Annotated in this window: 21 protein-coding genes, 1 tRNA gene, 1 other RNA gene and 3 pseudogenes; 12 read left to right on the top strand and 14 right to left on the bottom strand. The window is 69.8% G+C overall.

Annotation, left to right across the window (positions count from 1 at the left end):
- Positions 1–220: 220 nt before the first annotated feature.
- Positions 221–615, bottom strand: a transfer-messenger RNA (tmRNA) gene (gene ssrA, locus ACQ86M_RS04080).
- 127 nt (positions 616–742) lie between these two features.
- Between ssrA and ACQ86M_RS04075 the strand changes: the two genes are divergently transcribed.
- Complete coding sequence (locus tag ACQ86M_RS04075; protein WP_431247139.1) at positions 743–1,417, top strand: SIMPL domain-containing protein; 675 nt, start codon at positions 743–745, stop codon at positions 1,415–1,417.
- A gap of 40 nt (positions 1,418–1,457) precedes the next feature.
- On the opposite strand, the gene ACQ86M_RS04070 is transcribed toward ACQ86M_RS04075, so the two are convergent.
- From ACQ86M_RS04070 to prfB, 6 genes are all read right to left on the bottom strand, one after another.
- On the bottom strand, positions 1,458–2,096 hold the full coding sequence (locus tag ACQ86M_RS04070; RefSeq protein WP_431247138.1) for a DUF5666 domain-containing protein: 639 nt from the start codon (positions 2,094–2,096) through the stop codon (positions 1,458–1,460).
- A 71-nt stretch (positions 2,097–2,167) separates the two neighbouring features.
- Positions 2,168–2,908, bottom strand: coding sequence for a tyrosine-protein phosphatase (locus ACQ86M_RS04065; RefSeq protein WP_431247137.1), 741 nt, complete (start codon positions 2,906–2,908; stop codon positions 2,168–2,170).
- Positions 2,909–2,959: 51 nt separating this feature from the next.
- Positions 2,960–3,436 carry an SsrA-binding protein SmpB gene (gene smpB, locus ACQ86M_RS04060; RefSeq protein ID WP_431220842.1) on the bottom strand — a complete coding sequence of 159 codons (477 nt, stop codon included), beginning with the start codon at positions 3,434–3,436 and terminating at the stop codon, positions 2,960–2,962.
- A 67-nt stretch (positions 3,437–3,503) separates the two neighbouring features.
- Positions 3,504–4,409: a permease-like cell division protein FtsX gene (gene ftsX / locus ACQ86M_RS04055; protein WP_431220841.1), complete on the bottom strand. Its 906-nt coding sequence runs from the start codon at positions 4,407–4,409 to the stop codon at positions 3,504–3,506.
- Positions 4,406–5,482 carry a cell division ATP-binding protein FtsE gene (ftsE, locus tag ACQ86M_RS04050; RefSeq protein ID WP_431247136.1) on the bottom strand — a complete coding sequence of 359 codons (1,077 nt, stop codon included), beginning with the start codon at positions 5,480–5,482 and terminating at the stop codon, positions 4,406–4,408. The genes ftsX and ftsE overlap by 4 nt, the downstream gene beginning before the upstream one ends.
- Positions 5,483–5,579: 97 nt before the next feature.
- Positions 5,580–6,692, bottom strand: a complete 1,113-nt coding sequence (gene prfB, locus ACQ86M_RS04045) for a peptide chain release factor 2 (protein WP_431247135.1) — start codon at positions 6,690–6,692, stop codon at positions 5,580–5,582.
- Between the two features lie 77 nt (positions 6,693–6,769).
- Between prfB and ACQ86M_RS04040 the strand changes: the two genes are divergently transcribed.
- The 4 genes from ACQ86M_RS04040 (at position 6,770) to ACQ86M_RS04025 (ending at position 10,091) form a co-directional block, all read left to right on the top strand.
- Complete coding sequence (locus tag ACQ86M_RS04040; protein WP_431247134.1) at positions 6,770–8,035, top strand: MFS transporter; 1,266 nt, start codon at positions 6,770–6,772, stop codon at positions 8,033–8,035.
- Positions 8,036–8,098: 63 nt separating this feature from the next.
- Positions 8,099–9,136 (top strand): LLM class flavin-dependent oxidoreductase, encoded by a 1,038-nt coding sequence (locus tag ACQ86M_RS04035; RefSeq protein ID WP_431247133.1) that lies wholly within the window; start codon positions 8,099–8,101, stop codon positions 9,134–9,136.
- Positions 9,137–9,153: 17 nt separating this feature from the next.
- Positions 9,154–9,235 (top strand) — tRNA-Leu (locus tag ACQ86M_RS04030).
- Positions 9,236–9,368: 133 nt separating this feature from the next.
- Positions 9,369–10,091: a DedA family protein gene (locus tag ACQ86M_RS04025; protein ID WP_431247132.1), complete on the top strand. Its 723-nt coding sequence runs from the start codon at positions 9,369–9,371 to the stop codon at positions 10,089–10,091.
- 113 nt (positions 10,092–10,204) lie between these two features.
- On the opposite strand, the gene ACQ86M_RS04020 is transcribed toward ACQ86M_RS04025, so the two are convergent.
- The 4 genes and pseudogenes from ACQ86M_RS04020 to murI form a co-directional block, all read right to left on the bottom strand.
- Positions 10,205–11,107, bottom strand: coding sequence for a cation diffusion facilitator family transporter (locus ACQ86M_RS04020; RefSeq protein WP_431247131.1), 903 nt, complete (start codon positions 11,105–11,107; stop codon positions 10,205–10,207).
- 72 nt (positions 11,108–11,179) lie between these two features.
- Positions 11,180–11,781 (bottom strand): annotated as a pseudogene (gene rdgB / locus ACQ86M_RS04015) (RdgB/HAM1 family non-canonical purine NTP pyrophosphatase).
- A complete protein-coding gene (rph, locus tag ACQ86M_RS04010; protein WP_431220834.1) occupies positions 11,778–12,527 on the bottom strand; it encodes a ribonuclease PH in 750 nt (249 codons plus the stop codon). The pseudogene rdgB and the gene rph overlap by 4 nt, the downstream one beginning before the upstream one ends.
- A gap of 27 nt (positions 12,528–12,554) precedes the next feature.
- Positions 12,555–13,373: a glutamate racemase gene (gene murI, locus ACQ86M_RS04005; RefSeq protein WP_431247130.1), complete on the bottom strand. Its 819-nt coding sequence runs from the start codon at positions 13,371–13,373 to the stop codon at positions 12,555–12,557.
- A 108-nt stretch (positions 13,374–13,481) separates the two neighbouring features.
- Between murI and ACQ86M_RS04000 the strand changes: the two are divergent.
- Positions 13,482–14,746 (top strand): annotated as a pseudogene (locus ACQ86M_RS04000) (nicotinate phosphoribosyltransferase).
- 12 nt (positions 14,747–14,758) lie between these two features.
- On the opposite strand, the gene ACQ86M_RS03995 reads toward ACQ86M_RS04000, so the two are convergent.
- The 3 genes and pseudogenes from ACQ86M_RS03995 to ACQ86M_RS03985 all read right to left on the bottom strand — a co-directional run bounded on the left by ACQ86M_RS03995 (position 14,759) and on the right by ACQ86M_RS03985 (position 17,608).
- Positions 14,759–15,037, bottom strand: a complete 279-nt coding sequence (locus ACQ86M_RS03995; RefSeq protein ID WP_431247129.1) for a DUF3039 domain-containing protein — start codon at positions 15,035–15,037, stop codon at positions 14,759–14,761.
- Between the two features lie 29 nt (positions 15,038–15,066).
- Positions 15,067–16,608 carry a hypothetical protein gene (locus tag ACQ86M_RS03990; RefSeq protein WP_431220830.1) on the bottom strand — a complete coding sequence of 514 codons (1,542 nt, stop codon included), beginning with the start codon at positions 16,606–16,608 and terminating at the stop codon, positions 15,067–15,069.
- Between the two features lie 11 nt (positions 16,609–16,619).
- Positions 16,620–17,608 (bottom strand): annotated as a pseudogene (locus ACQ86M_RS03985) (ABC transporter ATP-binding protein).
- A 306-nt stretch (positions 17,609–17,914) separates the two neighbouring features.
- Between ACQ86M_RS03985 and ACQ86M_RS03980 the strand changes: the two are divergent.
- From ACQ86M_RS03980 to ACQ86M_RS03955, 6 genes are all read left to right on the top strand, one after another.
- Positions 17,915–18,607, top strand: a complete 693-nt coding sequence (locus ACQ86M_RS03980; protein ID WP_431220829.1) for an NTP transferase domain-containing protein — start codon at positions 17,915–17,917, stop codon at positions 18,605–18,607.
- 74 nt (positions 18,608–18,681) lie between these two features.
- A complete protein-coding gene (locus ACQ86M_RS03975) occupies positions 18,682–19,545 on the top strand; it encodes an ABC transporter permease (RefSeq protein ID WP_431221414.1) in 864 nt (287 codons plus the stop codon).
- Entirely contained in the window at positions 19,546–20,280 is a 735-nt protein-coding gene (locus ACQ86M_RS03970) for an ABC transporter ATP-binding protein (protein ID WP_431247128.1), read from the top strand. It begins immediately after the preceding gene.
- A 217-nt stretch (positions 20,281–20,497) separates the two neighbouring features.
- Positions 20,498–20,737 carry a hypothetical protein gene (locus tag ACQ86M_RS03965; RefSeq protein WP_431247127.1) on the top strand — a complete coding sequence of 80 codons (240 nt, stop codon included), beginning with the start codon at positions 20,498–20,500 and terminating at the stop codon, positions 20,735–20,737.
- Positions 20,738–20,894: 157 nt separating this feature from the next.
- Positions 20,895–21,203 carry a helix-turn-helix domain-containing protein gene (locus ACQ86M_RS03960; RefSeq protein ID WP_431220826.1) on the top strand — a complete coding sequence of 103 codons (309 nt, stop codon included), beginning with the start codon at positions 20,895–20,897 and terminating at the stop codon, positions 21,201–21,203.
- 70 nt (positions 21,204–21,273) lie between these two features.
- Entirely contained in the window at positions 21,274–22,329 is a 1,056-nt protein-coding gene (locus tag ACQ86M_RS03955) for a hypothetical protein (protein ID WP_431247126.1), read from the top strand.
- Positions 22,330–22,342: the final 13 nt, after the last annotated feature.

Here is a 22,342-nt window from a genome sequence, read left to right as displayed (position 1 = left end):
TGCGGAAGGATCGGCGGTCCGCGACGTGACGGGGATTGCCCCGTCATCTCGATAGACGAGGAAGACTGCGTACCGTGACGGGGCGGCCGTGCGCGATCGAGTCTGGCGACAGCACCACGTCGCACGACGCGGCGACGTCGAGACGTCGTGCGAGGGCAGCTTGAACGCGAAAGTCCCCCGGAACTCCGGGGGACTTTCGCGGTGCATGACAGCGACCCAATGGTGGAGATGGGGGGAATCGAACCCCCGTCCACTGCTGTGGTCATGTGCCTTCTACGGGCGTAGCCAGTGAAATCGCTTTCTCGGCCCCGGTGCTTGTCGCTGGCACCTGCTCCGACGGGCCCAGTATCAGTGGAAGTCCCTCTGCACCCTGATGCTCAATGCAGAAGCAAGTCCCCTAGCTGACGCCAGGATCCGGGTAGGGAACGATTCCCGGTCTGACGGTCTCTCAAATGGCGGAGGTGAACTTACGCCGCGAGGGCGAAGTCGGCCTTGGCCGAGACAGTGCTCTTGTTATTGGCACTTATTTTTTCGCATGGATCGTTAACGAGATAACCATGCATCCTCGACCCGCTTCTCACAGTCACGCAGTCAATGTCGAAACCGATCATCCCCATGCGCGGCCTGTCGGCCGGGTCGCTGTCACGCGCTGTTGAGTTGTCCAGATGCTGCTCTCGCCGTTGTGTGGCGAGCTACTCATCATACAACATCCCGCCCTCGCCGTTTATGCCAGCATCGGGGAATGGCCGACACGATCATCACCGTCCAGGGCGAATACGAGCTGCGTCATGCCGCTGAGCGCGGCGCGGTCCGCGTGCGGGTGTCGTATGAGGGGCCTGCTCGGGATGAGGTGCTCGCCCTCACGACGCAGCGCCAAGTCTCCTTGACCGCGGAGCTGCGCGAGCTGCACGACCCGCAGCGAGGTCCGGTCACCCAGTGGTCGTCCGACCAGCTGCGCGTCTGGGGCGAACGCCCGTGGAGTCACGACGGTTCGCGCCTCGACGTCGTCCACCACGCCGAGGTCGGCATCGACGCCGTGTTCTGCGACCTGGCCGCACTCTCGGACTGGGTCGGCGTCGTGTCCCTGCTCGACGGCGTCGTAGTCGACGGGGTGACGTGGTCGCTCACCGAGGCCCGCCGTCAGTCGCTGACGCAGGAGGCCCGGCGCCGTGCCGTCGAGAACGCGGTGGCCAAGGCGACGGTCTACGCCACCAGCCTCGGACTCACGACGATCACGCCCCTCGCGCTCAGCGACCCGGGGATGCTCGGCGACGGGTCCGCGCCCGTCCAGCCGCCGCAGCCGCAGCCGCTCTTCGCCCGGGCGGCCGCAGCCGACGCCGGCGGGGCGACGCTCGCGCTCAAGCCCGAGGAGCTCACCATCGCCGTACAGGTGCACGCCCGCTTCGCGGCGAGCTGAGCCCGGGGCGGCCGCGCGCAGGGCGCCGCGAGCCTGCGGTTCAGGAACCCGGAGTCTGCGGCGTCCCGGGCGTCGACGGCGGCCGGGTCGGGAACGCGCTCAGCTTGAGCACGCGGGTCGCGGTCACGGTGCCGTCGGTGCGGGTGCCGACGACGATCACCTCGTCGCCCTTCGCGAAGTCCGACTTCGAGGCCGACTGCCCGGGGTGGCCGAAGACAGTCGACGAGTCGATCGTCACATCCACCTTGTTGCCGTTGTCCCGGGTGATCGTCCAGGTGTCGCCCGAGATGGATGCGATGGTACCGCGCACGAGCGCCATGCCCTGGTGCATCCCGTTGCCGTTCCCGTTGCCGTTTCCATTCCCGTTCCCCCGTCCGTCCTCGTCGCCGTCACCGGGCATACCGGGCATGCCGGGCAGACCCGGCTGCCCCTGCTGCGGGAATGTCCGGCTCATCACCCGCTCACCGACGTGCGTGACAACATTCGCGACGGCGAACGCCCCCGCGGTGAAGAGCCCGAGGAGCACGACGATCGAGAGCACCAGCGTGGAGATGGCGAAGGCCAGCCCGTGGCGTTTGTAGAACGGCTCGGCGGGCGGTACGGGCGGCACGCCCGCATACCCCTGTGCGGGCGGTTCGTGGCGCGGCGTCAGCGGCTCGGTGGGCTGGGTGTTGCTCATGCTCACATGTAAGCAGGTGCGAGCCGCGATCAGGCTGCAGGAGTGTTATGGGTTCGGTGTGAATGCGACGGTCAGACCGGCTCGACCAGCACGGAGCGGAGCTTCGCCAGCTCCAGCTCGTCGAGCCCCGACTCGAGCAGGTACTCGCGCACACTCCCGTGCCGCTCCTCGATGCGGTCGATCGTCGTCTCGAGCGCTTCCCTCGGGCTCCCACCCAGAATCACGCGCAGATCGGGTGTCACCTCGACGCCGTAGCCGCGCACGAGGTCGAGCATCTGCTCGAGCCAGGGCCCGTCGAGGTTCCCCTCCGTCACCGCGTAGTCCGAGACGACGGTCTCGCGGTCGACGCCGACCGCGAGCAGGGCGAGCGCGATGACGATCCCGGTGCGGTCCTTGCCGGCCGTGCAGTGCACGACGACCGGCTCGTCGCGGGTGTCCGCGATCTCGCGCAGCGCCCGCACGATGACGTCGGTGTGCTGGAAGACGATCTTGTCGTACAGGTGTACGATCGTCGCCCCCACCGTCGCCGCCGAGGCACCGGATCCCTCGAACACGGGCAGGTGCAGCAGCTCCACATCCAGCCCGTCGAGGTCGTCCGGAAGCGCCTGCACCTCGAACTCGTCGCGCAGGTCGATGACGATGCGGATGCCGAGCTCGCGCAGGCCCTCGCGGCCGGCCTCGCCGAGGCGACCCAGCGCATCCGCGCGGAACAGCTTGCCCGGCCGCGTGACGCCGCCCTCGACCGGGTACCCGCCGACATCCCGGAAGTTGTACGTGCCCGAGATCGGGATGCGCTGAGCGGTGGAGTCCATGCGGCTAGTCTGGCACTCCGGCTCGTCTGGCACTCCGGCGCCGCCGGACCGCTACTCGCCCAGGTGGTTCCGGGTCGACATCGCCCGCTGCGCCTCGCGCTGGTCCTGGCGCTCGCGCAGCGCCTGCCGCTTGTCGTACTCGCGCTTGCCTTTCGCGACCGCGATCTCGACCTTCGCGCGCCCCTCGTTGAAGTAGATGGACAGCGGGATGATCGTGTAGCCGCCCTGCTTGACCTTGTTCTCGATCTTCAGGATCTGCGCCTTGTGCAGCAGCAGCTTGCGCTTGCGGCGCGGTGCGTGGTTGTTCCAGGTGCCGTCGGCGTACTCCGGGATGTGCACGGCATCCAGCCATGCCTCGCCGCCGTCGACGAACGCGTAGCCGTCGACCAGCGACGCCCGCCCCAGCCGCAGCGACTTCACCTCGGTGCCCGTGAGCACGAGGCCCGCCTCGAAGGTGTCCTCGATCGTGTAGTCGTGGCGCGCGCGGCGATTGGTGGCCACGACCTTCTGGCCACGTTCCTTCGGCACGGCTCACTCCTGACGTCGATGATGAAGCCGCCCGGCTCGGCGCCGGGCAGCCACACAGTCTATCGCGTCAGACGCGCAGGTAGCGCCGGATCGCGAAGTTCGCGGAGGCCGCGGCGAGCAGCACGCCGATGACGATCAGGATGGGGATGACCAGCCAGGCCTGCTCCATCCCGACGAAGTTGATCGACTGGATGCGGTCGCTCAGGTACCCGCGCACGAAGAACTGCACGCCGACGGCGATGACGACCGACGCCAGGATGGACCCGATCAGCGCCGCGATCACGCCCTCGATGATGAACGGCGTCTGGATGAACCGGTTGGATGCGCCGACCAGCCGCATGATCCCGATCTCCCGGCGTCTCGAGAAGGCCGAGAGCCGGATCGTGGTCGCGATCAGCAGCACCGCGGCGACCAGCATCAGCGCGGCGATGCCGATGGCCGTGTAGCTGGCCGCGTTCAGGATGCTGAAGATCTGGTCGAGGTAGCTGCGCTGGTCCACGACGCTCTGCACGCCCGCGGAGCCCGACAGCGTCTCGCTCAGGACGGCCGAGTTGTTCGGGTCCTTCAGGTTCACCCAGAAGGTCTGCGGGATCATGTCCGGCGTGACGAAGTCGGCGATCTGGTTGCCTTTGAACTGCTGCTTGAACTGCTCGTAGCCCTGCTTCTGGTCCTGGAAGTAGAACTTCTGGATGTAGGGCGCGAGCTCCGGAGACTGCAGCTGCTTCTTGACGGACTCGATGGACTGGTCCGTCGCGGCGCCGCCGGGGCAGGCGTCGGTCTGCGTGCACATGTAGACGGCGACCTGCGCCCGGTCGTACCAGTACGTCTTCATCTGGCCGATCTGCATCTGCAGCAGCACGGCCGTGCCCACGAAAGTGAGCGAGATGAAGGTCACCAGGATGACGGAGACCACCATGGAGAGGTTGCGGCGGAGGCCGTTGCCGACCTCCGACCAGATGAGTCCGAATCTCATTTCGTCGGCCCCACATTCTGGTCGCCGTCACGGTCGGCGCCCTCGCGCAGGCCGCTCAGGTCGAGGTTGGCGGTGAAGTTGAGGTGGTCAGGCAGCTCCTCGGACGCGGGCGCGGCGGGGACCGGCTGCGTACCCTGGTACGCCTGGGCCGGAACGGCCGCCGGCTGAGCGGCCGGCACGGGGGCCGACGGCTGGACCGGCTGGACGGGCTGCACCGGCGCGGTCTGCTGCGGCAGCGACACGGGAGCGGTCGGTGTCGAGGTCGGCGCGTGCGGGCGCGTCATGGTCGCCTCCCCCGAGACGGCCGCAGGGACAGTCGCCGCGTACGCCGGCGTAGCCACCGACACCGGCTCGTCGCGCTCAAGCGGCTGCGCGATCGGGACCGCGGCCGTAAAGCCGTAACCGCCGTGGCGCTCGTCGCGGACGATCTGCCCGCCGACCAGCTCGATCACGCGGCGCTTCATCTGATCGACGATCGCGGCCTCGTGCGTGGCCATGAGCACCGTGGTGCCGCCGGCGTTGATGCGCTCCAGCACGGCCATGATGCCGGCGCTGGTGGCGGGGTCCAGGTTTCCCGTGGGCTCGTCGGCCAGCAGCACCTGGGGCTTGTTCACCACGGCGCGCGCGATCGCCACGCGCTGCTGCTCGCCACCGGAGAGCTCGTGCGGCAGGCGCTGCGCCTTGCCGTCGAGGCCCACCATCTTCAGCACGTCGGGAACGGCCTCCTGGATGAAGCCCCGCGACTTGCCGATGACCTGCAGCGTGAACGCGACGTTCTGGAAGACGGTCTTGTTCGGCAGCAGCCGGAAGTCCTGGAAGACCACGCCGATGTTGCGGCGGAAGTAGGGCACCTTGCGGGACGAGATCGTGCCGAGGTCCTGCCCCAGCACGTGGATCTTGCCCTTGGTCGGCTTCTCCTCTTTGAGGATGAGGCGCAGGCAGCTGGACTTGCCGGAACCGGAGGCGCCGACGAGGAAGACGAACTCTCCGCGCAGCACTTCCAGGTTGATGCCGTTCAGCGCCGGGCGCGCCGTGCCCGCGTATTGCTTGGATACGTGTTCGAACCGGATCATGACCCTATGAGACTAGGCAGTCGCACGCCGATCCGCAGTAGCGACATGCCCGCGCCCGCCAACCCTGACAGCCAGGTGGACGTCCGGTGCGCGTCGGCTAGTCCTCGTCCTTGCCGCCGGCGCGCCAGCGGATGCCCGCGGCGATGAAGCCGTCGAGGTCGCCGTCGAACACCGAGCTGGGGTTGCCCGACTCGTAGCCGGTGCGCAGGTCCTTCACCAGCTGCTGACCGTAGAGGAAGTAGGAGCGCATCTGGTCGCCCCAGCTCGCCGTGATGGTACCGGCGAGCTCCTTCTTCTTGGCGGCCTCCTCCTCCTTCTGGAGCAGCAGGAGGCGGGTCTGCAGCACGCGCATGGCGGCCGCGCGGTTCTGGATCTGCGACTTCTCGTTCTGCATCGAGACCACGATGCCGGTCGGGAGGTGCGTGATGCGCACGGCGGAGTCGGTCGTGTTGACCGACTGACCGCCCGGGCCGGAGGAACGGAACACGTCGATGCGGATGTCGCCCTCGGGGATGTCGACCTCGGTCGCCTCCTCCATGAGCGGGATGACCTCGACCGCGGCGAACGACGTCTGGCGCTTGTCCGCCGAGCCGAACGGGCTGATCCGTGCCAGGCGGTGCGTGCCGGCCTCGACCGACAGCGTGCCGAACGCGTAGGGCGCATCCACCTCGAACGTCGCGGACTTGATGCCCGCACCTTCGGCGTAGGACGTGTCCATCACCTTGACCGGGTACTTGTGCTGCTCCGCCCAGCGCAGGTACATGCGCATGAGCATCTCGGCGAAGTCGGTGGCGTCGTCGCCGCCGGCGCCCGAGCGGATGGTGACGATCGCCGAGCGGTCGTCGTACTCGCCACTGAGCAGGGTCTGCACCTCGAGGTCGCCGAGGGCGGACTGCAGGGACTGCAGCTCGGCCCGGGCCTCCGCGGCGGACTCCTCGTCCTCCGCCTCGTTCGCCAGTTCGACCAGCACCTCGAGGTCGTCGAGCCGCCGCTCGATCGCGGTGATCCGCCCGAGCTCTGCCTGACGGTGGCTCAGCGCGCTCGTCACCTTCTGCGCGTTCGCGGTGTCGTCCCAGAGGTCGGGCGCCCCGGCCTGCTCGCTGAGGTCGGCGATCTCGGCGCGGAGCTTCGGCACGTCCACGACGGCGGTGATGTCGGCGAAGGTGGAGCGCAGGTCCGCGATCTGGGAGGAGAGGTCGAGTTCGATCATGTCGGCATCCAGCCTACCGGGCGGCCGCCGGGGCGGGCAGCGGACGGCCGCCGAGAAAGTTGTACGGTGTTAACGACATGACTTCCGACGAGCGCCCCTTCACTTTCCGCTCCGTCGCCCTCGCCGCCTTCCTCCCGACGCTGCTGTTCTCGATCGGCGAGGGGGCGATCATCCCGATCATCCCGGTGACCGCGGGCAACCTCGGCGCGGGCCTCGCGATGGCCGGATTCATCGCCTCGATGGTGATGCTCGGCGAGCTGGCGGGCGACATCCCGAGCGGATGGGTCGTGTCGCGCTTCGGCGAGCGCGCCTCGATGATCGGCGCGGCGATCCTCGCCATCGCGGGCGTGACGGTCTGCCTGCTCGCCCCGAACTACTGGGTGCTCATGGGCGGCATCTTCGTGGTCGGCGTCGCGACGGCCGTGTTCGCGCTCGCGCGGCACGCGTTCATGACGACGTACGTTCCGCAGCGGTACCGCGCCCGCGCCCTGTCGACGCTCGGCGGCATCTTCCGCGGCGGCTGGTTCGTCGGTCCGCTGATCGCCTCCGCGGTCATCGCGGTGACCGGATCCGCCCAGTCCGTGTTCTGGATCTTCATCGTGAGCTGCCTCGGCTCCGTGATCGTGCTGATCGCGCTGCCCGACCCGGAGACGATGTTCGGCCCGTCGCCGCGGGTGGCCGACGAGGCGGGCGCCCCGGTGACCGCCGGCGAAGAGGATGCGGAGGAGCGGACGCACGGGCTGTTCCGCACCATCTGGTCCTTCCGGGAGGTGCTGGCCCGCATGGGCGCGGGCGTCTCGCTGGTCGCCGCCGTGCGGTCGGCGCGCACGGTGCTCATGCCGCTGTGGGCCGTGTCCATCGGGCTGAGCGAGGCCAACACCGCGCTCATCATCGGCATCGCGGGTGCGGTCGACTTCGCGCTGTTCTACGCCAGCGGCCAGATCATGGACCGGTTCGGCCGGATGTGGAGCGCCATCCCCTCGATGATCGGGCTGGGGCTGGGCTTCCTGGTGCTGGCGTTGTCGCACGACCTCGCCTCGCCGGTCGCCTGGTATGTCGGCGTCTCGCTGTTCCTGTCGCTGGCGAACGGGATCGGCTCCGGCATCGTGATGACGCTGGGCGCGGACCTGGCGCCGAAGGACCGCCCCGCCGCCTTCCTCGGCGCGTGGCGGTTCTCCGCCGACGCCGGGCAGGCGACCGCGCCGCTGTTCGTGTCGCTGCTGACGGCGCTCGTCTCCATCTCCTTCGCCAGCGGCGTGATGGGCGTGCTGGGGCTCGCCGGCGCAGGGATGCTGGCCCGCTACATCCCGCGCTACGTGCCGCGGCGTCCCCGTCCCGCCTGACAGGGAATACCCTCGTCCTCGACGCGCTTGCTTCCATGCAGACGCATAGAAACGAGGATGGACATGGCCCGCACGATGGAACTCGGGATCGACACGTTCGGCGACGTGACGCTGGATGAGCACGGCGAGCCGCTGCCCCAGGCGCAGGTGCTGCGCAACGTGGTCGCGGAGGGCGTGCTGGCCGACCGGGTCGGCCTCGACTTCTTCGGCGTCGGCGAGCACCATCGCGCCGACTTCGCGGTCTCCGCGCCCGAGGTCGTGCTCGCGGCGATCGCCGGGCAGACCGAGCGCATCCACCTGGGGTCGGCCGTCACCGTGCTCAGCTCCGACGACCCGGTGCGCGTATTCCAGCGGTTCGCCACCCTCGACGGCGTCTCGAACGGCCGCGCCGAGGTCATCCTCGGGCGCGGCTCGTTCATCGAGTCGTTTCCGCTGTTCGGGTTCGACCTCGCGCAGTACGAGGAGCTGTTCGAGGAGAAGCTGGACCTCTTCACCGAGCTGCGCACGCAGCAGCCGGTCAGCTGGACCGGGCAGCTGCGCGCCTCCCTCACCGATCAGTCCGTGTACCCGCATGTGGAGAACGGGCCGCTGAAGACCTGGATCGGCGTGGGCGGGAACCCCGAATCGGTCGTCCGCGCGGCGCACTACGGCCTGCCCCTGATGCTGGCGATCATCGGCGGCGGCCCGATGCGGTTCCAGCCGCTCGCGGAGCTCTACCGCAAGGCGCTGGAGCAGTTCGGACAGGATGCGACGCTGCCGATCGGCATCCACTCCCCCGGCTTCATCGCCGAGACGGACCAGGAGGCCAAGGACATCCTCTGGCCGCACTACGAGGTCATGACCAACCGGATCGGGCGCGAGCGCGGCTGGCCGCCCGCCTCTCGGGCGCGCTTCGAACATGAGGCGGGAGCGGACGGCGCCCTCGTCGTCGGCTCGCCCGAGACGGTCGCGCAGAAGATCGCCTATGCGGCGAAGGGCCTCGGCGCGACCCGCTTCGACATCAAGATGAGCAACGGCACGCTGCCGCACGCCGACCTCATGCGCTCGATCGAGCTGTACGGCGCGGAGGTCGCGCCGCGGGTCCATGAGCTAATGTCGTAGCCGCGCCCACGGCGGCCGCGGGAGTGGTGAAATTGGCAGACACGCAGGATTTAGGTTCCTGTGCTTCACGGCGTGAGGGTTCGAGTCCCTTCTCCCGCACAGGACCGCGGTCCTACGACCAGCGGATGATCTTTCACGGCGTGCGCTGATTCGCACGCTTCGTGCAGCTTCACGACACCCTCCAGGGCTAAACTCGGGCTCAGCTTTCCCGTCGATCCCCTCCTGGAGAACAGTGATCCATCACGCCGGCCTCATCCCGTGGCTCGACCCGAACACCATCATCCAGTCCGCGGGTCCCTGGGCGCTGCTCGTGGTGTGCGGGATCGTCTTCGCCGAGACCGGCCTGCTGATCGGCTTCCTGTTCCCCGGCGACACCCTGCTGATCATCTCCGGCCTGCTGACCCACACCTCGAAGGTGTTCGGCGTCGACATCTGGTGGGTGTGCCTGGCGATCTCGTTCGCGGCCTTCGTCGGCGGCGAGGTGGGCTACCTCATCGGCCACAAGGCCGGGCCGAGGGTCTTCGAACGCAAGGAGTCCGGCCTCTTCTCGATGGAGAACGTGCTCCGCACGAACAGCTTCTTCGAGCGTTTCGGCGCCCTCGCCATCATCGTCGCCCGCTTCGTGCCGATCGTCCGGACGTTCGCGCCGGTCGCCGCCGGCGTCGGCCACATGAGCTACCGCAAGTACTCGCTGTACAACGCCCTCGGCGCGCTGCTGTGGGGCGCCGGCGTGACGTACTTCGGATTCCTGATCGGCTACATCCCGCCGGTGGCCACGTTCGTGTCGAGCTACATCGACATCATCCTGATCGGCGCGGTCGTCATCACCCTGGTGCCGACGCTGTTCCACTACTTCCAGTCGGCCCGCAAGGCGAAGCGCAAGGCGGCGGCCGAGCAGGATGTGGTGGCTCCGCCGGTCATCGACGAGCCGGCGCCCTCCCGCCCGGAGGCCTGAGCCCGGGCCGTCCGCTTCGAAGGAGATCGGGTGCCGAATCTCCTTCGAATGGCAGTGATGCAGGAGATTCGGCGCCGTTCGGTGCGAATCTCCGACGTTGAGGCCAAGCCCGGCTAGCGGTGGAACTCGTCCTCGTGGGCGGCGTGCTCCGCCGGCTCCAGCTGGAACGTCGAGTGCTCGACGTCGAAGTGCTTCGACAGGCAGCCCGAGAGCTCGTCGAGCAGCGCCCCCGTGCGCCCCGACCGGAACACCGACTGCTCGCACACCACGTGCGCGCTGAACACCGGAGCGCCCGACGTGATCGCCCAGACGTGCACGTCGTGCACCGCGACGACCCCCGGCGTGCCCAGGATGTGGTCCCGGATCTCGGCGACGTCGGTGTCCGCCGGCGCCGCCTCGCTCAGCACGCGCACCACATCCCGCAGCAGCGAGAACGCCCGCGGCAGGATCAGGGCCGCGATGAGCAGGGACGCGATCGCGTCGGCGGGGGCGAAGCCCGTGACCAGGATGACGACCGCCGCCACGATGACGGTCGCCGACCCGATGAGGTCGCCGAGCACCTCCAGGTAGGCGCCGCGCATGTTGATCGAGTGCCCGGCGGACGGCCGGAGCAGCAGCAGCGCGCCGAAGTTCGCGACCAGGCCGATCGCCGCCACGATCAGCATGGGGACGCTCTGCACCTCGGTCTCGCCGCTGACCAGCCGGCCGATCGCCCCGATGGTGACGGCGACCGCGACGACGACCAGGATGAGGCCGTTGATCAGCGCGCCGAAGACCTCCGCGCGGCGGTAGCCGAACGTCTGCCGGTCTGTCGCCGGGCGGGCGGCGACGATGGTCGCCATGAGCGCGATGATGAGCCCGGCGAGGTCGCTGAGCATGTGCCCGGCGTCGGCGAGAAGTGCGAGCGAGCCGCTCAGCCACGCGCCGACGACCTCCACCACGAGGACCGCGGCCACGATGCCGATGGCGATCAGCAGGCGGTTGCGGTTGGCGGTGTGGCCGTGGTCGTGACTCATCTCGTCTTCTACGGTAGATAGAAGTTCGCGCCGCCGCCAGAGCCCTGGGCTAGATGGGAATGAGTGGCGTTCTCAGCTGCCGCGCTCGACAAGCTCGCGGAGCGCCGGGACGATCGCGGCGAGGGCGCGTGCGCGGTGACTGTCGGCGTTCTTCTGCACAGGCTCCAGCTCCGCCGCCGTCCCGTCATGACCGTCTGGCAGGAAGATCGGGTCATAGCCGTGGCCGTTCTCCCCCGCGGCTCGCGCGCGATCCGTCCGGGCCAGACGCCCTGCACGACCGTCGGCTCCCCGTCGGGGCCGACCAGCGCCAGGGTGGCGGTGAAGTGGGCCGCCCGCTCCTCGTCCGGGATGTCGGCCAGCTGGTCCAGCAGCAGCCGCAGGTTCGCGGCCGCGTCGCCGTGCGACCCGGCCCAGCGGGCGGAGAAGATGCCGGGGGCGCCGCCCATCACATCCACGCAGATGCCGGAGTCGTCGGCGAGCGCGGGCAGGCCGGTGTGCGCGGCCGCGGCCCGGGCCTTGATCAGCGCGTTCTCCTCGAAGGTCACGCCGCCCTCCACCGGCTCCGGCCCGTCGTACGCGACGATCTCGAGTGCCGGGATCTCGGCGCCCAGGATCGCCTGGAACTCGCGCGCCTTTCCCGGGTTGTGCGTGGCGAGGACGACCCGCACCGTCACGCCTCCACGGCGGCGGGCGCGAGCGTCGCGGTCTGGATGGCGGCCAGCTCCGTCGTGCCGGCGAGGGCCAGGTCGAGGAGGGAGTTCAGCTCGGTCCGGTCGAACGGCGCGCCCTCGGCGGTGCCCTGCACCTCGACGAACAGCCCGCGCCCGGTGACGACCACGTTCATGTCGGTCTCGGCGCGCACGTCCTCCACATAGGCGAGGTCGAGCATGGGCGTCCCGTCGATGATGCCGACCGAGACCGCGGAGACGGAGTCGATCAGCGGCGTCGCCTTCTGGCCGATGAACCGGTGCTCGCGGCCCCACTCCAGCGCCTCCGCCAGCGCGACGTACGCGCCGGTGATGGCCGCCGTACGGGTGCCGCCGTCAGCCTGCAGCACGTCGCAGTCGAGCACGATCGTGTTCTCGCCGAGCGCCTTCATGTCGACCACGGCACGCAGGCTGCGGCCGACCAGACGGCTGATCTCGTGGGTGCGGCCGCCGACGCGTCCCTTCACCGACTCCCGGTCCATCCGCTCGTTCGTGGAGCGCGGCAGCATCGCGTACTCGGCGGTGACCCACCCGCGGCCCTTGCCCGACATCCAGCGCGGGACGCCGTTGGTGAAGGACGCGGTGCACAGCACCTTGGTGTTGCCGAACGACACCAGCGCCGACCCCTCCGCCTGGCGGCTCCAGGCCCGCTCGATGGTGACCGGACGCAGCTGGTCGGGGGTGCGCCCGTCGGCGCGGGTGATGTCGGTCACTTCGATCTCCTCGGTGGATGGGGTGGTTCAGAGGGGCAGTTCGATGACGCCGGTCTGCACCAGGTCGACCGCCGAGACCTCGGGGCCGATGAAGCGGTGCGCCAGGCGCAGGAACTGGTCGGCGTCGGATCCGGTCGCCTCGTAGCGGAGGCTCGGCGGCAGCGGCGAGCGCCGTTCCAGGCCCTGGCCGACGAGCGTGCGGTAGACGTCCTTGGCGGTCTCGGTGTCGCTGGAGACGAGGGAGACGCCCTCGCCCATCACGTACGAGATGGCGCCCGTGAGGAACGGGTAGTGCGTGCATCCCAGCACCAGCGTGTCCACATCGGCCTCGCGCAGCGGCCGCAGGTACTCGGCGGTGACGCGCAGCACCTCCTCGCCGCTGGTGATGCCGGCCTCGACGAACTCGACGAAACGGGGGCAGGCCTGCGTGAAGAGCTCCAGCGTCGGCGCGGCGGCGAAGGCGTCCTCGTAGGCGCGGGACGAGATGGTGCCGACCGTGCCGATCACGCCGACTCGGCCGGTTCGCGTCGCGGCGACCGCGCGGCGAACGGCCGGCTGGATGACCTCGATCACCGGCACGTCGTAGCGCTCCCTGGCGTCCCGCAGCATGGCGGAAGAAGCGGTGTTGCAGGCGATCACGAGCATCTTCACGCCCTGCTCGACCAGGAAGTCGAGCACCTCGAGCGAGTACCGCCGCACGTCGGCGATCGACTTCGGCCCGTACGGCGAGTGCGCGGTGTCGCCCACGTAGAGCAGCGACTCGTTGGGCAGCTGATCGCGGATCGCCCGGGCGACGGTCAGTCCGCCCACACCCGAGTCGAAGATCCCAATCGGCGCATCCGTCACAGCAGACCAGCCTACCCGGCCGCCCGCTCGGGAGGCGTGAGTAGGCTGGAGCGCGTGACCGAGAGTGCCGCGTCCTCCGCCTTCCTGACCGATCGCTACGAGCTCACGATGCTCGACGCCGCGCTGCTCGCCGGCACGCACGACCGCGAGTGCGTCTTCGAGGCGTTCACCCGCCGGCTGCCCGCCGGCCGCCGCTACGGGGTGCTCGCCGGCACCGGCCGGCTGCTCGAACTGATCGAGCAGTTCCGGTTCGGGGATGCGGAGCTGCAGTTCCTCCGCGAGAACCACGTGGTGCGCGACGAGACGATCGACTGGCTGGCGGACTACCGCTTCTCCGGCACCATCCGCGGCTACCGCGAGGGCGAGCTGTTCTTCCCGGGCTCGCCCTTCTTCATCGTGGATGCGCCCTTCGCCGAGGGCGTCATCCTGGAGACCCTGCTGCTCAGCGTCTTCAACTACGACTCCGCGGTCGCCTCCGCCGCCGCGCGCATGGTCGCCGCCTCCGTGGGCCGGCCGCTGGCCGAGATGGGCTCGCGCCGCGCCAACGAGCGGTCCGCCGTCGCCGCGGCCCGGGCGGCGTTCATCGCCGGGTTCTCGGCCACCTCCAACCTCGAGGCCGGCCGCACGTGGGGCGTGCCGACGATGGGCACCGCCGCGCACGCGTTCACCCTGCTGCACGACACCGAGGAGGCGGCCTTCCGGGCGCAGGTGGATGCGCTCGGCCCGGGCACCACCCTGCTGGTCGACACGTTCGACGTCGAGAAGGCGATCGACACCGCGGTGAAGGTCGCCGGTCCCGAGCTCGGGGCCGTCCGTCTCGACTCGGGCGACCTCCCGAAGCTCGTGAAACAGGTGCGCGAGCAGCTCGACTCCCTCGGCGCGACGAAGACGCGCATCACGGTCACCAACGACCTCGACGAGTTCACCATCGCGGCCCTCGCCGCCTCCCCGTCGACTCCTACGGCGTCGGCACCTCCGTCGTCACCGGCTCCGGTTATCCCGCCTCGGGCATGGTCTACAAGCTCGTCGCGCACCGCAGCAGCGGCAGCGAGGGCGACTGGATCCCGGTCGCCAAGAAGTCGGAGCACAAGGCGAGCGTCGGCGGCCGCAAGCACCCCGTCCGGCGGCTGGACGCGTCGGGCACGGCGATCGCGGAGGTCGTGCACATCGTCGAGAAGGGCGACACCCCGGACGACAGCGGGCGCGACCTGCTCGCTCCGCTCATCACGGACGGAGAGGTGCACCGCGAGCACCTGGGCGTCGAGGGGACGCGCCGGGCGCGCGACCACCGCGCGCTCGCCATGAGCGAGCTGCCGGACGAGGCCTTCCGCCTCGGCCGCGGGGACCCGGTGCTGCCGACGATCTTCGAGTGACGGCGGGCGGCGTTACTCGCCCTGCAGGCCCTCGTAGATCTCGCGGCAGGTCGGGCAGACCGGGAACTTCTCGGGGTCGCGGTTCGGCGTCCACATCTTGCCGCAGAGCGCCTTCACCGGCTTGCCGGTGAGCGCCGACTCGAGGATCTGCTCCTTCTTCACGTAGTGCGAGAAGCGCTCGTGGTCGCCCGGCTCCTGGCTCTGCAGGAGCTCCTCGAGCTCGCGGTCGAGCGTGGTCGCACCGCCGCCGGTAGGCATGCCGCCGGGCTCGGAGATGCTCGCTTCGTTCATCCCTCCAGTCTAGGCGCCTGCTGCGGGAGTCAGTCGTTGCGGTTGGCGAACGCCATCAGCTCGGGCCCGCGCCGGTCGTAGACCCGGCCGCCCAGCCACAGCCCGGCGAACAGCGTGCCGAAGCCGATGAGCACGGCGACGACCGGGGCGATCGCCAGCCAGAACGCGTTGACCGTCAGGCCGAGCACGAGGAACACCAGAACGGGCGACGCGAGGATCAGGATGGCGAAGAAGCTCAGCGACTGCACCAGCGCGGCGGAGGCGCCCGAGGTCTGCGGCTGCGTGAACGCGCTGTCGCCGGGCTTCGTCGCCGGATACGGGAACAGCGCCGACGAGATGCTGGACAGGCCCAGCCCGATCACGAGCACCGCCCCGCTCAGCGCGGCGACCGACGGCAGCACGGCCCAGTCGCCGAAGACGATCGTGGTCGCGATCGAGCCGACGACCAGCACGGGGATGCCGACGACGACGGGCGGGAACATGCGCCCGGCCCGATCGGCCAGACCGCGGGTGCCCGAGACGAGGTGCAGCCAGATGGCGGTGCTGTCGTAGGCGAGGTCGTTGTGGATGCTCCAGCCGAGGAACAGGCAGACCAGCGGGAGCGGCACCAGGGCGATGAAGTGCGAGGGCAGGCCGGCCAGCGCCAGCGCGACGATGACGAAGACCGGGATGACCGGGATGAGCACGATGGACACCCAGTAGCGCGCGTCCCGCCCCCAGTACGTCATCGACCGGGCGGCGATCGCCGCGGTCGGTCCGCCGGGCAGCCGGTCGAACCAGCCGAGACCGTGGTAGGCCTTCGACCGGGCCTCGCGCTCGGGCGAGGAGATCACGTGGGCGACCAGCGCCGTCCATCCCAGCCACAGCAGCCCGAGCGTCGCGAGGGCGATCAGCAGCTGGGCGATCGCGCCGCCCCAGTCGCCCTGCGCCGCCGCTCCCGGCGCGGACCACGCTGCGCCGAGCGGCGTCCAGGAGAGCCAGCGGGCGAGGCCGGTCAGCGCGCCGAGACCGTCACGGCCCCAGTCGACCGTGACGAGCAGCAGCAGCACCGGCGCGACGAGCACCAGCAGCAGGATGCCGACGACACCGCCCGCCTCGCGCGAGCGCCGGGTGGAGAGCATCGAGTGGGCGACGGCGGTCGTCACCCGGGAGGCCAGCACGCAGGTGAGCACCACGACGGCCGCGGAGACGAGCGCCACCAGCACGGTGCCCGCGTTCTGCGACCAGGTGACGACCGTGGCCGCGCTGCAGACGATGAGCACGAGCGACGGGATGCCGATCAGGCCCGCCAGCAGCAGCCCGGTGGCGAGGGCGCGGTTCGGGATGCCGAACAGCGAGAACTCCCGCGGATCGAGCGTGTCGTCCACGCCGAACAGCAGCGGCAGCAGGGCGAAGCCGGCGACCACCACCGAGCCGATCACCACCACCACGCTGTGCGTGGCGGCGACGTCGTCGACCACGCGGGCGGCGACGAGCGAGCCCACCACGAGCACCGTGATGAACGCTCCGTAGAGCAGGCCGATCACCAGACCGAAGACCTGCCACGGGCTCCGCCGGAAGGCGTTGCCCATGATCCGGAGCTTCAGTCCGAGAAACTGTGCAACCACTCCATGCCCTCCGCTGCCTTGCGACCGCCGGCCAGGTCGACGAAGCGCTCCTCCAGCGTCTGCTCGCCGCGTACCTCGTCGATGGTGCCGGCGGCCAGCACCTGGCCGCGCACGACGATCGCGACGCTGTCGCAGACCCGTTGGATGAGGTCCATGCCGTGGCTGGACACCACGACCGTCCCCCGGCGGAGGTGTAGCGCTGCAGGATCTCGATGATGTTCGCCGCGGAGACCGGGTCGACCGACTCGAACGGCTCGTCGAGCACGAGGAGACGGGGCGAGTGGATCATGGCCGCCGCGAGCGCGATCTTCTTCGTCATACCCGCCGAGTAGTCGGCGACCAGGCGGTCGAGCGCGTCCTCGACGCCGAACGCGGCCGCGAGGTCGGCGGTGCGGGCGCGCACGGTCTTGGCGCTCAGCCCGCGCAGCGCTCCCGCGTAGCGCAGGAACTGCGCACCGGTCAGCCGGTCGAACAGCCGCAGCTTGTCGGGCAGCACGCCGATGATGTGCTTGGCGCGGACGGGCTCCGCCCAGACATCCACCCCGTGGACCACGACGCGGCCGGAATCCGGTCGGAGCAGCCCCGTGATGATGGACAGGGTGGTCGTCTTGCCCGCGCCGTTGGGACCGACGATGCCGTAGAACGAGCCCTCTTTGATCTCGAGGCTGACGCCGTCGACGGCGACGGTGTCGCCGTAGCGCTTGTGCAGTCCGCCGAGGGTGAGCACGGTGGGCCGCGTGTCCACCGGCTTCGCCGGGGCGGCCACGGCCGAGGCCGGACTCGTGGAGGCGGCGCGGCTGGTCTGCCGCGGCTTCGCCGTCGTGGTCCGCTTGCGCGGCGCGCGGGTGCTGCTGCTCGCCGCCGCGGCGGCGGTCTTGGCCGGTGCGCGCTTCGGCGCTGTGCGCGGCGGCGGGGCCGTCTCGGCCTCCGCAGGCGCCGCCGGCTTGTCGGCTGCCTCCCCCATGGTGTCCCCCTCTGCGGCTCCGGCTTCGCTCCCGGTTCCCGATCCTCGACGGGCTCGGTGGTACGGGGATGGTCGTGCTCGGAACTCACCCCGCTAACGTACCAACACCTGCATTCGTTCGAACCCCCGGCATGGACTGCTGCGGCTCGGACGCCTCCGAAAGTCCTGTGAGGAACATAACGACCCAACAACGACCTGCGTCAACCCCTGACCCCCGACTGGGGCCCCGGGTAGTCTGGACCAGGCATTGTGGAGGACTCGCGAAACGCCTGCGACGCCTGCAACGGACAGACCAAGGAGACGATTGTGACGACCCAGGTAGTGATTCTCGCGGCCGGCATGGGCAGCCGGCTCGGCCGCAGCCTCCCGAAGCCGCTGACCGAGCTCAGCGACGGCCGCACGATCATGCAGCAGCAGTTCGACAACATCCACGCCGCCTTCGGCAAGGACGCCCAGGTGACCATCGTCGTCGGCTACAAGCTCGAGCACATCATCGAGGCCTTCCCGGACGCGCAGTTCGTCTACAACGAGCAGTACGACCAGACCAACACCTCCAAGAGCCTCATGCGCGCCCTGCAGGCCTCGGGCCCCGGCGGCGTGCTGTGGATGAACGGCGACGTCGTCTTCGACCCGGCCGTCCTCGTCCGCGGCGCCGCGATGGTGGCGCGGGACCAGACCTTCGTCACCGTCAACACCTCGTCGGTCGCCGACGAGGAGGTCAAGTACACGACCGGCCCGGAGGGCTACATCCAGGAACTGTCCAAGACCGTCAAGAACGGTCTCGGCGAGGCGGTCGGCATCAACTACATCTCCTCCGCCGACAAGGCGACGCTGCTGCGCCAACTGCAGCGCGTGGGCGACCAGGACTACTTCGAGCGCGGCATCGAGCTCGCGATCGAGCAGGACCGCCTGCTCGCCGAGCCGGTCGACATCTCCGACCTGTACGCCGTCGAGGTCGACTTCCAGGAGGACCTGGAGCGCGCGAATCTTTTCGTATAGTCGAAGCCGCCGCGTGAGTCCCCACGCAGCTTCGATCAATACGATGGGTTCTCGTGACCAGTATCCCGACTGAGGTGCGCCCTGCGCAGCGTTCGCGCTTCACGCGCTACCGGCACTCCCTCTGGCTGCTGACCAAGCGCGACCTGCGCGTCCGCTACTCCACGAGCGTCCTCGGCTACCTGTGGTCGATCCTCGATCCGCTCGTGATGAGCGCGATCTACTGGTTCGTCTTCACGGTCATCTTCAAGCGCGACGTCGGCGAGAACCCGTACATCGTGTTCCTGCTGGCGGCGCTGCTGCCCTGGATGTGGTTCAACGGCGCCGTGTCCGACGCGACGCGGGCGTACATCCGCGAGGCGAAGCTGATCCGCTCGACGATGATCCCGCGCACCATCTGGGTGAACCGGATCGTCGCGTCGAAGGGCATCGAGTTCCTGCTCTCGCTGCCGGTGCTCGCCTTCTTCGCCATCCTGACCGGTGCGAAGCTCAACGTCGATGTGCTGCTCTTCCCGGTGGCCATCCTCATCCAGACGGTCCTCACGGTCGGCGTCGGCCTCATCGTCGCGCCGTTGGTCGTGTTCTTCCGCGACCTCGAGCGTGCGGTCAAGCTGGCGCTGCGCTTCCTGTTCTACGCGTCGCCCATCATCTACAGCGCGCGCGACCTCCCCGGCGGCTGCGGTGACGGCGTCGCGGCCCGGCACTGCGCCGCGTACCTGACGACGCATCCCGGGGCCCAGACCGACGTGCTGTTCTCGCTGCACTTCTGGTCGGCGTTCAACCCGCTGACCGGGATCTTCAGCCTGTATCGGTCCGCGTTCTTCGCCGAGGAGCTGGACTGGTTCCTGGTGGGCGTCAGCGCGGCGATGTCGCTGGCGCTGCTCGCGATCGGCTGGGCCGTGTTCAAGCGCTTCGAGCGCGACGTGCTGAAGGAGATCTGAGTGGACCCGGTCATCGCCGTCGACGGCCTCGGCGTGCGCTTCCGCCGCAATCGCGGTGCACGCCGCTCGTTCAAGGATCTCTTCTCCTCCCGCCAGCGCCGCACCCGGCCGGACGACTTCTGGCCGTTGCGCGACGTCACGTTCCACGTGCAGCCCGGCGAGGCGATCGGCGTGGTCGGGCGCAACGGACAGGGCAAGTCGACGCTGCTGAAGCTCGTCGCGGGCGTCCTGCTGCCCGACGAGGGGACGGTGAAGGTGACGGAGGGCGTCGCCCCGCTGATCGAGATCACGGGCGGCTTCGTCGACGACCTGACGGTGCGCGACAACGTCTACCTGACGGCCGGCCTGCACGGGATGTCACGCGCGCAGATCGACGAGCGGTTCGATGCGATCATCGGCTTCGCCGAGATCGGGGACTTCGTCGACACCCCCTACAAGCACCTCTCCAGCGGCATGAAAGTCCGCATAGCGTTCTCCGTGATCTCACAGCTCGAGGAGCCGGTGCTGCTGGTGGACGAGGTGCTCGCCGTGGGCGACCGCGGGTTCCGGGAGAAGTGCTACCGCCGCATCGAGGAGCTGCTCGCCGGCGGCCGCACGCTGTTCTTCGTCTCGCACAACGAGAAGGACCTGCGCCGGTTCTGCGAGCGCGGGCTGTACCTCGACAAGGGTGCCCTGATGCTCGACGGCCCCATCGGCGACGTGCTCGAGCTGTACAACGCCGACTACGGCAGCTGAGCGGAACCCCAGGTCGGGGCGCAGATCGTACCGGCGAGAAATCGTCCCCAGAATTAATTCCGACGGGTTATCCCCGGAAGTGGTGTTCGTGCCCGATTTCGCGCCCTCGAGCGTCAGAGGGGGTCGTTAGCGTCGTCGCATGAATCGACTCCGGTTACTTCGAACGTCCTCTCCGGCCCCTCGTCCGCGGCGCCTCGCCTACCCCGTCCCCTGGCGCGTGGACCGCAGCGCCGCCCCGCACTACCGGCTGGTGAACGCCGGTCGCGAGCCGCTGCGCGGCGTAACCGTCAGCATCGCCGGAACGTCCCGGCTCCAGGTGAGCGGGCCCCACTCCGTGCAGCCCGGCGAGGCCGTACGCGCCAGCGTGACCGGGCCGCATCCAGAGCGCGATACGCTGCTCGTCGTCCGGTGGTTCCCGCCCGACGGCCGCGAGTACCTCTGGCAGATCAGCCTGTGAGCGCATCCCCCTCGGGCGCGCCCGGGTCCGAGGGGGATGCGGTGGCGCTCGGAATGCCTGCATCACACGCATATGAGGTCAGGAAGGCGTGAGGTCCGTCGAACGGGGTGCCCGCACTCTGGCATCCCGCGCGCGATGGCCCTGTACTGGAAGGGCTATGAAGAATCCCGTCGCCCCCGCCGCCAAACTCCTCGGCGAACGCATCCGGCGGGCCCGTGTCGAGCTGGGCCTCAGCCAGGAGGCGATCGCCGGGCTCGCCGCGATGCACGTCACCAACTTCGGCAAGATCGAACGCGGCCATGCCAACCCGAGCCTCCTCACCATCGTGCGGATCGCCGCGGCCCTCGGCACCGACGTGGCGGTGCTGACGCAGGACATCACCATGGAGCACCTGCCGACGGGAGTGCGCGTGCTCTCCGCCCGCGAGTACCTCGTCGAGCGCGAGCGGCTGCGCCAGACCCGCTGAGCGGATGACCCGCTGAGCGAATGCCCCGCATCGATGGCGCTCCCGGCGAAGCGGCCTACACTCTACGGAGATGGCCAAGAAGCAGCAACCGATCATCTCCGTCACCGGCGGCCCGGCGCGCGGCGGCGACACCCCGCGGGCGCTCGACGCGTCGCTCGATCGCTGGATCGGCATCCAGCGTCCGGTGGTCGTCGCCCACCTGCGCAGCCTCCGCCGGCGTCACCCGGACGCGACCGCGGAGGAGCTGGCGCGCATCCTCGAGCGACGCTACCTCGCGGCCGTGACAAGCGGCGGAGCCGCGGTGGGGGCGACGGCCGTCATCCCCGCGATCGGGACGGGCATCACCCTCGCCCTCTCCGGACTCGAGACGGCCGGCTTCCTCGAGGCGACCGCGCTCTACGCGCAGTCGATGAGCGAGCTGCACGGCATCGCGGTCGAAGACCCCGAGCGAGCCAGGGCCCTCGTCCTCACCATGATGCTGGGCCGCGAGGGTTCCGACCTGGTGCGGCAGCTAGCCGGCCAGTTCGGCGGCGGCGCGACCCGGACCGCCTACTGGGGCGAACTGGTGACCTCCACCCTGCCCTCGATGGTGATGGGGCCGGTGGTCGACCGCCTGAAGAGCGCCTTCATCCGCCAGTTCGCCGTGCGCGGCGGCGCGAGCATCGTCGCCCGGGCCATCCCGTTCGGGGTCGGGGCCGTCATCGGCGGGACGGGCAACCACATCCTCGGCCGCCGCGTGGTGCAGAACGCGCGCCTGGCGTTCGGGCCGGTGCCGTTGATCATCCCCGAGGCCCTGGCCCCGATCGAAGGGCCGGGAGCGGTGCGCCGCATCGGCGCCGCGACGGGCGACGGGGCGGTCCGCATCGGGAAGGCGACCGGCAACGGCGCCGCGCGCGTCGGCAAGGCGACCGGCGAGACGGCTGCCCGGTTCGGCCAGGCGACCGGCGAGCGCGCGGTGCGCATGGGCAAGGCCCTCCGCGGCGCCCTGCCGGCGCGCAGGAAGCGACCGGCAGCCGAGACCTCCGGCGACGAACCGCTCGCGCTGGAGGGCCTGCCGGAGCCGACCGCGACGGACGTGGGTCGGGAAGACGGCGACGGCGGCACCGCTCGGCGCGCCGTCGGCTGATCAGGCCGGCCGC

This window comes from Leifsonia xyli subsp. cynodontis (genome assembly GCF_050632205.1).
GTDB classification, from domain to species: domain Bacteria; phylum Actinomycetota; class Actinomycetes; order Actinomycetales; family Microbacteriaceae; genus Leifsonia; species Leifsonia xyli_D.
This window is presented reverse-complemented; position numbering and strand designations above follow the sequence as displayed.